Consider the following 12,777-nt stretch of genomic DNA (forward strand, 5'->3'; position numbering starts at 1 on the left):
ATGATATGGTTATTATGGCGATGCCGTAGAGACGTTGCATGTAGAGACGTTGCATGCAACGTCTCTACGGCGAATGGATTATTCTGATTTCAATGATTTTACAGGATTGACCAAGGCGGCACGTAAGGTTTGGTAACTGACCGTCAGCAACGTAATGACCAATGCACCAGCGGCAGCTATCGCAAACACCCACCACGAGATTTCGACGTGATAATCGTAGCCTTTCAACCAATCGTTGAGGTAGTAGTACGCAATAGGGCTGGCAATGAGGCTCGAAAGTAATACCAAACCGACAAAATCGCCCGAGAGCATTCGCCACAAATTAGGCACGCTTGCACCCAATACCTTCCGAATGCCGATTTCTTTGGTGCGTTGTTCGGCCACGAAGCTCGCCATTCCGAAAAGTCCCAAACACGAAATCAGGATGGCCAAGACCGCAAAGTAGAGCGAAAGCGTACCGATACGCTCTTCGGCCTTGAACTTATTACCGTATTGTTGGTCAATAAATTCGTACGAAAAAGGCACATTCTGTACGTACTTTTTCCAGATACGTTCGAGGGTGGCGATGGATTTGCTTGAACTTTGAGCAGGGTTGAGTTTGATGGTAAGATTATACAAATCCTTGTCGCGGGTATGGTACAACGACGGGCGCACGGGATAAAACGGCGACTCGGCCATAATATCACTCACTACCCCAATAATGGTGTAAGGCTTACCATTCCATTTTAAAATTTTGCCAATGGGGTCTTTGAACCCCAAAAACTTCGCCGCTGCCTCGTTGATGATAAACGCCGCCGAATCGGTGGCAAACTCACGCGAGAAATCGCGGCCTTGTTTGATTTTCCAGCCCACGGTTTTGCCCCATTCTTTGGTAACGCGGCTGTTTGGAAAATCAACGCCCAAATTCGGGTCTTTCCCTTCCCAATCGAAACCGCCGTTGGTATTCCATACGCCCGTAAGTGGGCTGTTGGAAGCCGTCAATTCTTCAATTGCTCCCGCCGATTTTAGCTCCCCTCTGAATGCCTCAAAGTGATCCTGAATTTCTTTGTCCATCCCCATGCTTATCAGGCCGTTGCGTTCGTAGCCAATGGGGCGATTTTTGGCGTGTTGAATTTGCTGATACACAACGATGGTTCCAATAATCAATACCACCGAAACCGTAAACTGAATCATTACCAATGCCTTGCGCGGAATGGCGGCCCATTTTCCCACCCGAAACGTCCCTTTGAGGACTTTCAAGGGCTGGAAAGACGATAAGTATAACGCTGGATAACTTCCCGCCAACAAACCCGTAAGCGAAATAAATGACAAACTAAGCAGCCAAAAAACGGGATTTGCCCAAGGAAGTTCAATTTTCTTATCAGCTACTTCATTAAAAAATGGCAGGCACAGTGTGACCAATACCAGTGATACCACAAAAGCAAACACCACCACCATGTACGACTCCGAAAAGAACTGATTAATCAACTGCGACCGCACCGACCCTACGGCTTTGCGAATACCCACTTCTTTGGCGCGTTTTTCGCTGCGGGCGGTGGCTAGGTTCATAAAATTGATGCAAGCCAACATCAACACAAACACCCCAATGATACCAAACATCCACACGTAGCGAATGCTTCCTCCTGTGTTGATGCCTTCTTTAAACTCACTTTCCAACGCCCATTTACTCATGGGGTGCAAAAACGCCTCCCATTTGTACTTCAATTCTTCCTTACTTAGGTTGTTGGCTTTGACATTTTTAATGCGTTTGGAAGCTGCCTCCATTGATACATTATCTGCGACTTGGACGAATGTCTGGCTAAAATTGCTATCCCAAGGGTCTTCCATTGTTTTTACCCACGGATTGTCAATCAACCAAAGCGACCAGGGCATGATGACCTTTACGTTGCGAAACGAGGTATTGTAAGGCAAATCTTCGTAAACGCCCGTCACCTTAACGTCGTAGGTTCGGTTGATTTTCAGTGTTTTATCCAGCGGGTTTTGGTCACCAAAGAGCGATTTAGCCACCGATTCCGACAACATAATCGAATAGGGGTCTTTCAAACCTGCGTACGTTCCATAGCGCATCTTGAGGCTAAGCATCTCAGGGGCACCTTCTTCAAAGTAAATCCCCGATTTTGTTATGTGATTATTCCCCAGCGACAACACATACGAGCCTTCCCACGAGGCTTGCACTACGTGTTTGAAGCTACTTCCGTATTTTGCCCGAATTTCGGGGCTCATTTGGGCAGGATTAGAGGTTTGGGTTCCCACTTTTCCGTTGAAAGTAGCGTGTTGCATAACCTGCGCGATACGCTCATAATTTTGGTGGTAGGTATCAAACGACAATTCATCGTTGACCCAAAGTCCAATCATCATAGCTACTGCCATGCCCACAGCCAGTCCACCAATATTGATGAAACTGTACATTTTGTTTTTAGTGAGGTTGCGCCACGCAACTTTGAGGTAATTCCGTATCATGGTTGTATAGGATTATTGATATATTATGTAGAGACGTAGCATGCTACGTCTCTACGGCGTATGGATTATTCTGTTTTCAATGATTTCACAGGATTCATCAGCGCTGCTTTGACTGCCTGAAAACCTACCGTTAGCAATGCAATCACGATGGCTAATAGCCCCGCCGCCGCAAACAACCACCAGCTAAGTGCAATGCGAGAGGCAAAATCTTTTAGCCATTTGTCCATGAAGTACCATGCAATAGGAGTAGCAATGAGAATCGCAATAAGCACTAACTTGAGAAAGTCTTTGGACAATAAAGCCATGATTCCAAATACCGATGCCCCCAATACTTTGCGAATCCCTATTTCTTTGGTACGCGACTCAACGGTGAAGGTGGCCAAGCCAAACAAACCTAAACAAGCAATGAAAATTGCCCATAACGACGCCGTCGTGAACATACGGCTGTATTGTTGTTCAGAAACATAAAGTTTGTTGTAATTGTCATCCACAAAAGAGTAGTCAAATGGGTTGCCAGGAAAGTAAGTCTTGTACAGTTTATCCAAAGCGGCTATTTTTTCGGGCATTCGGTCGGCCGTCAAGCGAATAGTGAAATAAGCACTGTTGTTTTGGGGATAAAAAATAATGGGGTCAATGGCTCTTTTTAATCCTGCGTGATGGTAGTTTTTCACCACCCCAATCACCTCCAAATAACGCTCATCCCACTTGATTTTGGTGCGAAGGGCTTCTTCTGCACTGGAAAATCCTAATAACTCTACCGCTCTTTCATTGAGTAGTACCTTGCTGTTTTGGTTCCACTCTACATCACATTCAGCCGGGGTAAAATTGCGCCCCGCTTTGAGATTGATTTGGTACGTTTTTAGAAAACGGTCGCCAATAATGGCAAATGAATACGAGATGAGCTCATCGCCTGGCTTAGATTTGGGCTGGGTAAAGCCTGAAGTTGCAAAATTGTACCAACCACTCGGTACACTTCCTGAGGTCGCATAATCTTTCACAAATGTTTGCTGCGTTAGCTCATTCTGAAACGTGGTTTTGCGTATTTTGTAGGTAGCATCTCTGCCCACTTCTGGCCCACGAACAACCAACAATTGCTGTGTATTTAGTCCCAAGCTTTGCGTTTGCATGTGGTGTAGCTGACGATAAATCACCAGCGTTGTAACGACCAAACACACCGAAATCGCAAACTGAAACACCACCAATGATTTCCGAAGTAGCCCACCACCCGACGTTTTGGCTAACTGACCTTTTAAGGTTTTAACAGGGTTGTAATTGGAAAGTGAAAAGGCTGTGTAACCTCCAGAAAATAACGAACCTAAAAGCAAAATGCCCAATCCCCAAGCCCAAACCGATGTGTAGCCTAAGGAGGAAAAAGATAACGGCGTCCCAATAAGTTCATTAAAAAATGGCTGAAGTAAGACCACTATTAGCAAAGCTAATCCAAAACTTAGGAGATTGACCAACAGCGATTCGCCCAAAAACTGCCGCACCAAATGGCTTTGCGTTGCGCCAATTACTTTGCGAACGCCTACTTCATTGGCTCGTTTGAGCGACTGAGCCGTCGAAAGATTGACGTAGTTGAACCAGCCGATTACTAGAATCAAAAACGCAATTCCACCCAACATATACACGTATTTAAGGTTTCCTTGCGTGAGATAAGTATCGCTCAATGAAGCTGCCAAGTGCACATTTTTGAGGGAGACCAGACGAAACTTTACCCCATCATTTTCTTTACTAAGTTCGTTTCTTAGGGCTGTTAGTTTCTTCTCAAAAGCTACTGGGTTTACCTTTTCATTGAGCTGGAAAAATGTATTAATGTATTGATTGTCAAGGTTGTTTACGTTGGCCCAGTCGTTCCCATGCAAATTGGCTGGATTACGCAATGTTTCCAATGAAAAGACCATGTCATACCGAATATCTGAGTTGGTGGGCATGTCGGCGTAAATACCTTCTACCGTAAAAGGATTAGTATCAAATTGATTGGACAGTAGTAATATTTTTCCCAAAGGATTTTCAGAGCCAAAGTATTTTTTAGCGGAGCTAGCCGACAAAAACACTACATTCGTCTTTTCCAATGCCTTGGGAGAGCCTGCGGTAAGTGGAAAACTAAAGAATGAGAAAAAATTGCCCTCTGCGTAGCTAATGTTGGTTTCGCGGAATGCTTCGGTTTTAGCACCTTCTCTTCGTACAATGCCTTGCGCCATTCCGTCCGCAAAACGGCAATAGTCTTTGATGTCGGGGAAGCGTTGTTTGGCACGCGTAGCCCAGCCTGGTTCTACTTCGCTCCACATCTCTCCTTTTACATCTTCGTTGAGAAGTCGATATATGGAAGGCGCATTGGCATGAAACTGGTTAAAGCTTTTTTCGTGACTTACGTATTGCAAAATCAACACAAAAGCCGCGATACCCATCGCCAAGCCAGTGATGTTGATAACGCTGTATGTTTTGTTTCGGACTAAGTTTCGAAAAGCGATTTTGAGGTAGTTCTGTAGCATAGGACGATTGGGATTTGTAGTATTTTTCCCAAATGCCATACCAGAAACTTAATGTATTGATTATAAGTTATTTGTAATTGTGAAAAATAAAGAAAATTGTCCGTTTATGGACAATTTTAGTTCGTTTATGGACAGGGTCGTATCATCGTTGCATTGCAACGATGGGGCGATAGACCAACGATGCCAGGATACCGCAACGGTAGAGACGTTGCATGCAACGTCTCTACAAGGACGTTGATTTATTCCGATTTCAACGATTTTACAGGATTTGTCAAAGCGGCTTTGGTAGCTTGAATAGCGACGGTCAAAAGAGCGATAAAAATGGCTAAGCCGCCCGCCAATGCAAAAATGTCGATTTTCAGTTGGACTTGATAGGCAAAATCTTGCAGCCATCGGGTGGCGGCATAATACGCAATCGGAAACGCAATGACATTGGCCACGATAACCAACCGAAGAAAATCTTTTGAAAGCATCGTAACAATGTTGGCAACACTTGCCCCCAGTACTTTTCGTACGCCAATTTCTTTCGTTTTTTGTTCGGCCGTAAACGTGATAAGCCCAAAAAGACCCATACAGGCAATAAAAATGGCAATGACCGTAAAACCTGAGAAAAGGTAGCCCATTCGTTGTTCGGCGCGGTATTGTTTGTTAAACGCCTCGTCCAAAAAGTAATACTCGAACGGGGCATTAGGCTCATATTTTTTATAGCTTTTTTCAATCGAAGCTATCTTTTGTCGGACATCTGCCTTGGGGTCTAAGCGCAAATAAAGAGCCCGTAACTGCGTTGTATCTTTGACAACTTTTAACATCATGGCTTCCACTTTTGACTGCAAAGAAGCGAAGTTAAAATCTTTCAAAACACCAACGATTTCGGCTTTTTTTGATTCTTTATCAAACACATCCAGTTTCTGTCCGATAGGTTTATCGCTTATTTTTAATTTACCCACTGCCGTTTCATTGACCACCAATTGGTTTCTATGAGCCAGTTCTTCGAGGTTATCGGGCTTGTGCTTCCATTCAAGACCTAAGAGTTCGATAAAGTTTTCGTCCACCACCATATTATTGAGGCTCACATCTTCATTGGTAGTCGGAGTTTTGGTAAAAAACATATTCCAGCCTCCCGTAAATAAACTCAGTGACGAAGCGCCCAACTGACGAATACCCACGCTTTGAACCAAGTCATTCCGAAACGCAGCATAGTGTTTTTGCGCTTCTTTGGAAAGCGTGATGACCAACACTTGCTCTTTGTTCATGCCTATTTTCTTGGTTTGCATGTAGTGTAATTGCCGCTGCACTACCATACTGAAAATAATCAGCACAATTGATGCCCCAAACTGAAAGACAATAAACACGCGCCGCACACGACCTCCTTGGCCTGCTGCCGAAAACTTGCCTTTTAAAATGCTGACAGGTGAAAACTTTGACAATAGCAACGAAGGATACGAGCCTGCGATAAGTGCCGTAGCAATAACTAACCCCAACAAAATAGACAAAAATAAAGGGCCTGTCACAAACGAATCGTCGATGGATAAGGATAAAAGTTGGTAAAAGGGGGTTTTTAGGAGCTGAAACAGCAATAAGGCAAGGGCAAAAGAAAGCAAGCTTATGAGCACTGACTCTCCGTAAAACTGCGATGCTAAGTGATGGCGATGTGCTCCAAGTACTTTACGGACGCCTACTTCCTTGGCTCGAATCGTTGAACGAGCTGTGGTAAGGCTCATATAATTGATAAGCGCCAACAGCAACACGATGCCTGCAATACACAGAAATATCATCACATACTTGGTGTTCGAAGAATCACCCCAGTTGTTTCCGAGGTGAGTTTCCAAAAAAGGTGTTAGCTGATACTTTGAATGCGACTCTAATTCTCCTTTTTTATCTGTGAGTAGCGTTGGAATTATAGCTTCTACTTTTGCAACAGCTTCAGGATTTTTAAGCAAAAAATAGGTTTCATAACTCCCCATACCCACGACATCGTCTGCCTCGTAACGCTGGTTTGGGTCGCGTTTCATAATCCCCTCAAACGTTGGCAACGAAGCAATAAAGTCAAAGTGAAGCGATGAGTTGGTGGGCAATTTCTTCACCACTGCGGTCACCTTCAACGCTTCATTTTTGTTATAAATCAAGGTTTTACCAACAGGGTTTGTGTTCCCAAAGTATTTTTTAGCCATGGTCTCTGTCATTACCACCGCGTTGGGTTCGTTCAGGGCCGAAGCGGCACTCCCATTGACAAATTCAAACGCAAATACGTTGAACAACGAGGGCTCAGAAAAGTAAAATCCTCGCTCAAAAAACTGATGACTTTCATCGGATTTTATAACTACATCGCCACGAAACGAAGAAGCAATTCGTACAAAATCTTCGACCTCTGAGTTAGCCTGTTTTATGGCTGGGCCAAAGTTTTTGGAAAGCTGGTTAAACTGAACGGTATTGCCCCCAAAATTCATTTGGATAAAGGTATGAAAGATGCGTTTTCCCTTAGGATGAAAACGGTCATAGCTCAGTTCGTGCGAAACGTACAGCAAAATCAGCATACTTACAGCCATTCCAACAGCAAGTCCCGTGACATTAATAAAGCTAAAAACCTTGTTTTTAAGCAAATTTCGCCAAGCGATTTTGAGGTAATTATGTAGCATAATTTTTTCGTTTTTGCCGTTGTAATGTGGTTGTAGAGACGTTGCATGCAACGTCTCTACGCGATGTTGATTTATTCCGATTTCAACGATTTCACAGGGTTGGTCAAGGCAGCTTTGATCGACTGCGTACTTACTGTTACCAACGCAATACCAACAGCCGTAAGCCCAGCTACCACAAACACCCACCATTCTATCTCAATTCGATACGCAAAATCATTGAGCCAGTAGGTCATCGCATACCATGCTAAGGGAGAAGCGATGAGGATGGCTATCAGCACTAATTTTAGAAAATCGGCAGATAAAAGCGTCGTGATGCTGGCAGTGGATGCGCCAAGCACTTTGCGGATTCCAATTTCTTTGGTACGCTGTGCCGTGACGTAGGCCGACAAGCCCAACAGACCTAAACAAGCCAGCAAAACGGCCAAGGCAGAAAAATATGTAAACACCTGATTGATACGGCTTTCATTGGCATACATTTGGTTGTATTCGTCGTTTAAAAACGTGTAGGTAAACGGACGATGTGGCGCAAACGTTTTCCATTTATTTTCCAAAAAAGTCAGTGTTTGTGGGAGATTATTTCCCGTCAACTTTACCAACAAGACATTCCCCCAAGTGACTGGAAAAATTACCAATGGGCCAATCGGTTGTTTCATCGACGCAAAATGGAAATCCCGAACAATGCCTTTGACTTCGCCCGTTCGGCCTCCCACACGTACTTTTTTACCAATCGCTTCGGCAGGCTTCCAGCCCAATTGCTTTATCATCGTTTCGTTCAGCAAAAAGCGATAATCGGCTTGGCTCTCGTCTTTGCCTTTGAGTCGTTCCATGTCTTCTGATGATAAATCATTTCCTGCAACCAACTCCAAATTGAGCGTTTCGGCCATGTCTTCATCACAGGGAAAAGCGGTAATCATTTTTTGCACAGGCGCCGATGTTCCCACCGTTTCAAGCCCATCGCCCCACTTAATGAACGTGGGAGTTTCGTAGGCCAGCGAAATACTTTTTACATTCGGATTTTGCCGCAGTTCGTTCTTCAAAGCAGGCAAATTTTTGTTAGTTCGCTCGTCGGTCGTGAGCGCAATTACGTGTTGTTTTTCGTACCCCAGCTTTGTGTTTTGAATAAAATGCAGTTGGTTCTTAACCACCAACGTTCCAATGACCAAAAACACCGAAATCATAAACTGCAACACAATCAGCGACTTACGAAGGGCCAAGCCCGAAGCCGTATTCTTAAATGCGCCTTTTAGCACTTTAATCGGTTGAAAATACGATAACGCCACCGACGGATAACTCCCTGCAATACAACTGACAACCAACCACGCTCCTACCAACGCCCCTATTCCTGCGGGTTGAAGTAGTATTTGCAAAGTCAGTTCGCGTTCGGACAGGGTATTAAATACAGGCAACAACAACACTGTCAGCAGGATACTGAGCAGCAAAGCCACCAGCGTCACCACCATTGATTCGCCCAAAAATTGCAAAAACAATTGCCCACGTACTGCCCCCATCACTTTCCGAACCCCCACTTCTTTGGCACGCTCCGTCGCACGGGCCGTTGTAAGATTCATGTAGTTGGTGGTCGCAATAATCAAAATGAGCAACGCAATCACCGAGAAAATATAAATGTAACGAATATCGCCAGAAGCAATAATACCGCCTTCTGCCTCAGACCGAAGGTGGACGTCCGTAAGAGGTTCAAATTGATACGTCAGAAAGTTATTTCCTGTCATTTCAGTTTCTGCTGACTGCTTACGCATGTAAGCAGGTAGTTTGGCTTGCAGCTGCGATGCCGAAGCAGATGGTTTCAACAAAAAGTAAGTGACATAATTGGCGGTCCACCACATTTCTGTTTTGGCGGCTGAGAGCGACATAAACGACGCCACAAAATCAAACTGAAGTTGAGAATTGGAAGGGGCATCGGCCGCAACGCCCGTTACGGTATAATCCACTCGGTCTTCTAACCGTAAGATTTGACCAATAGGGTTTTCATTCCCAAAATACTTTCGCGCCATCGCTTCCGTCACCACCACTTTGTTGGTGCCATTCAGGGCCGTTGCCGCGTCGCCCTTCACCAACGAAAACGAGAATACATCAAAAAACGTAGAATCAGCCCACAAAAAGCGAGATTCATTAAACTGTTGTTCTCCTTTTTTTATGACTACTTTTTGTTGCGAAAAGGCGGGGTCAGCCACGCGTACAAACTGCTCAATTTCAGGAAAGTCGCGTTTCAACGCAGGCCCTACTTTCGTTCCCGTCATTACTGTTTTATTGGCCGTTCCTTCGATGCTATAGTGCATTATCGTACGAACGATCTGCTGCTTGTTTTTGTGAAATTGGTCAAAACTCAGCTCGTGCTGAATGTACAACACAATCAACATGCAGGCCGTCAAGCCTGCCGCCAAACCAAAAACATTAATGAAAGTAAATGTTTTGTGTTTCCAGAGGGTTCGGAGCGTGGTTTTTAGGTAGTTTTGAAACATAGCTATTCGGATTTTAACGCTTTGACGGGATTTCTTAGTGCTGTCTTTATGCTTTGTGAACTAATGGTTGCAAAGGCGATTAGCAAGGTAAAAAAACTGGCTATCACAAACATCCACCAACGTATTTCGATGCGATACGCAAAATGTTGTAGCCAATTGGTCATGGCAAAATAAGTAATTGGCCATGCAATAAGATTGGCCACAACAATCCAACCAAGGAAGGGTTTTGAAATCGTAAATACCAATTCCGCTAATGATGCCCCCAATACCTTACGGATTCCGATTTCTTTTGTTTTCTGCTCTGCAATCAACACCGCCAAGCCAAATAAGCCCAAACAAGCTATGAATATAGCCCATGCCGAAAACAACGTTGCAATGATGTTTACCTTTCGTTCAGTTGCATAAAGACGTTCCAAGTTTTCATCCATAAATCCATAACGGCAGGTTTCTCCCTTGGCAAAGAGCTTCCAGGTTTTTTCTAAATGTGCCAATGCCGCATCAGGATTGCCTGCCCGTAAACGTACTGTTAGAAGGCTGCTAGCTTGCCGAACCGCACTCAAATGAAATGCCAATGGACGAATTTCGCGATGGAGCGATTCGTAGTTAAAATCTTTAATCACGCCTATAATGGTATATGTCTCAGGTTGATTCTGGTTATTAATAACTGTCAGTGTTTTATTCAGTACCGAACGACTAGGCAATTCTTTGAGTGCCGCTTCATTGATGATGATAGCCGCGCTATCAGTCGGAAAGTCTTTGGAAAAAAATCGTCCTTCTTTTAATTGCAGTCCAAAGGTTTTGAGAAAGTCAGTATCAATATCCAACGCTTGAAGTAATACAGGGTCGGTGGTAGCTTTTTTATCAAACAAAAAGCCTTTTCCTGGAACTCCCGATGAAAATATTAAAGAACTATTGGTTGCCGCTTCGATATGCGGACTTTTTAAGAGTTCTTGTTTGAACGCGGATATTTGCTTACCAAGCGCATTGGCATTATCAATCGATAGCAAATATTCTTTCTTGAAACCCAAATTTTGCTCTTGGATATGATTAAGTTGGCTTTTAACCACAATCATCCCAATAATCAACGCTGCCGAAATCGAAAATTGAACCACTACCAACGCACTCCGAAAACCAATTTTACGCTTTAGAGTTGTTTTGAGGAAAATATCAATTGGTTTAAAGGACGATAAGAAGAAGGCAGGATAACTCCCAGCCAATGCTCCTACTGCCAAGGTGAAGAGCAGTAGTGCAGGAACAGCGTAAAGATTCTCTACCAAGTTTAATGTCAAGTGGCGATCAATCAATAGATTGAATAGAGGTAAGGTGATTTGGAGAAGGGCCAATGCCAGCACTACCGCAAAAAAAGTAATCAGTACTGACTCGGTAATGAATTGCTGAATAATCGACTTACGGTCAGAGCCAAGCGTTTTTTTGATGCCTACTTCTTTTGCCCGTTTTTCAGAGCGAGCGGTGCTTAGGTTCATAAAGTTAATGACCGCGATCAGCAAAATAAACAAAGCCACAATTCCAAAAATATACACATAGGTAATGTCGCCAAATTTCATTGCTCCCCACTCAGTATTGGTATCAATGCCATATGTTGCTTGAGAATACAAATAGATAGATGTGAGAGGCTGAACTTTAAGCTCGTAGGCATTTCCACGGGCTAAAAAGTTGTCAAACGGGATTCCCAAAAGTTTTTCGGCCTGTGGTTTTACGTAGGTAGTAATGATTTGCTTTAGCTTAGTTTCAAACTGAGAAACATTGACCCCTGCTTTCAGCAAAATATAGGTAGTATAATCGAGTCCCAGCCAGTAATCAGTGTTTGCTTCTTTGGTATAGGTAGCCATAGAGAGCAAAAAATCGCAACGGAAATGCGATTTTTCAGGAAAATCTTTCATTACTCCCGTCACCAAATACGAAGAGTTTCCGTCGACAAGTAGCGTTTTTCCAACGGGATTAACCGTTCCAAAATACTTTGCCGCAGTGGTTTCTGTCAAAACTACTTGGTTAGGTCCGTTTAACGCTGTTTTGGGATTGCCATAAACAAAAGGGAACGAAAAAACTGAGAAATAGGTCGAATCAACCGTATAAATGCTGCGTTCGCGGAATGTTTTGTCACTGTACTGGAGTATATGTTGCCCAAAATACCCAATACGAGTATATGACATTACTTCAGGGATGTCTTTAAGTAACGATGCACCTAATGGAGCGGCAGATTTTGAGTTGTTGGTTTCTTGCCCATTGATATTCGAATGAACGTATACACGACAAATCCGGTCGGCATTTGCATGAAAGCTGTCGTAGTTTAATTCGTCAAGTACAAACAACGCTAGTGTTAGAAAACATATGATTCCCAACGATAAACCGAGAATATTGAGTGCCGAAAAAAGCTTGTTGACTTTTAGGCTTCGCCAAGCGATTTTGAGGTAATTGAAAATCATGGTTGTAGTAAAGGAGAAAGATTAACAGATAGAAAATGGAGAAAAGACTCAATAACACAATTCCTTTCTCCTAATATTTCCTTTTCCTGTGCTTAAAATTAAGAATGGCTGTATGAATATTAATATTGTTCTTTAATTCTGCCAAAGCTATGCCAGATAGTCAATTTTTTAAAAATCAGCAAATTACATTGCCGTAAAAATAAAAAAGTGTCCGAATCTGGACACTTTTTGTACGCGAGTGGACAACGTTATTCAAAATTTT

The 12,777-nt window shown here is 43.4% G+C and carries 5 protein-coding genes; all 5 read right to left on the reverse strand.

The window, feature by feature from the left end; translation table 11 throughout:
- Positions 1-78: 78 nt before the first annotated feature.
- Positions 79-2,460, reverse strand: a complete 2,382-nt coding sequence (locus P1X15_RS00245; RefSeq protein WP_277336137.1) for an ABC transporter permease — start codon at positions 2,458-2,460, stop codon at positions 79-81.
- A gap of 65 nt (positions 2,461-2,525) precedes the next feature.
- Positions 2,526-4,955 carry an ABC transporter permease gene (locus tag P1X15_RS00250; RefSeq protein ID WP_277336138.1) on the reverse strand — a complete coding sequence of 810 codons (2,430 nt, stop codon included), beginning with the start codon at positions 4,953-4,955 and terminating at the stop codon, positions 2,526-2,528.
- Between the two features lie 239 nt (positions 4,956-5,194).
- A complete protein-coding gene (locus tag P1X15_RS00255; protein WP_277336139.1) occupies positions 5,195-7,591 on the reverse strand; it encodes an ABC transporter permease in 2,397 nt (798 codons plus the stop codon).
- Positions 7,592-7,662: 71 nt separating this feature from the next.
- The gene (locus P1X15_RS00260) at positions 7,663-10,071 is read right to left on the reverse strand and encodes an ABC transporter permease (RefSeq protein WP_277336140.1); all 2,409 of its coding nucleotides are present in this window, start codon (positions 10,069-10,071) and stop codon (positions 7,663-7,665) included.
- A 2-nt stretch (positions 10,072-10,073) separates the two neighbouring features.
- Positions 10,074-12,515, reverse strand: a complete 2,442-nt coding sequence (locus P1X15_RS00265) for an ABC transporter permease (protein ID WP_277336141.1) — start codon at positions 12,513-12,515, stop codon at positions 10,074-10,076.
- Between the last annotated feature and the right edge of the window lie 262 nt (positions 12,516-12,777).

Origin of the sequence: Runella sp. MFBS21 (assembly GCF_029433105.1) — a bacterium.
Taxonomy (GTDB): Bacteria; Bacteroidota; Bacteroidia; order Cytophagales; family Spirosomataceae; genus Runella.

Excerpts from the sequence above, each read along its gene's own strand:
- P1X15_RS00245 (WP_277336137.1), bottom strand. The coding sequence starts at position 2,460 with ATGATACGGAATTACCTCAAAGTTGCGTGGCGCAACCTCACTAAAAAC.
- P1X15_RS00250 (WP_277336138.1), bottom strand. The coding sequence starts at position 4,955 with ATGCTACAGAACTACCTCAAAATCGCTTTTCGAAACTTAGTCCGAAAC.
- P1X15_RS00255 (WP_277336139.1), bottom strand. The coding sequence starts at position 7,591 with ATGCTACATAATTACCTCAAAATCGCTTGGCGAAATTTGCTTAAAAAC.
- P1X15_RS00260 (WP_277336140.1), bottom strand. The coding sequence starts at position 10,071 with ATGTTTCAAAACTACCTAAAAACCACGCTCCGAACCCTCTGGAAACAC.
- P1X15_RS00265 (WP_277336141.1), bottom strand. The coding sequence starts at position 12,515 with ATGATTTTCAATTACCTCAAAATCGCTTGGCGAAGCCTAAAAGTCAAC.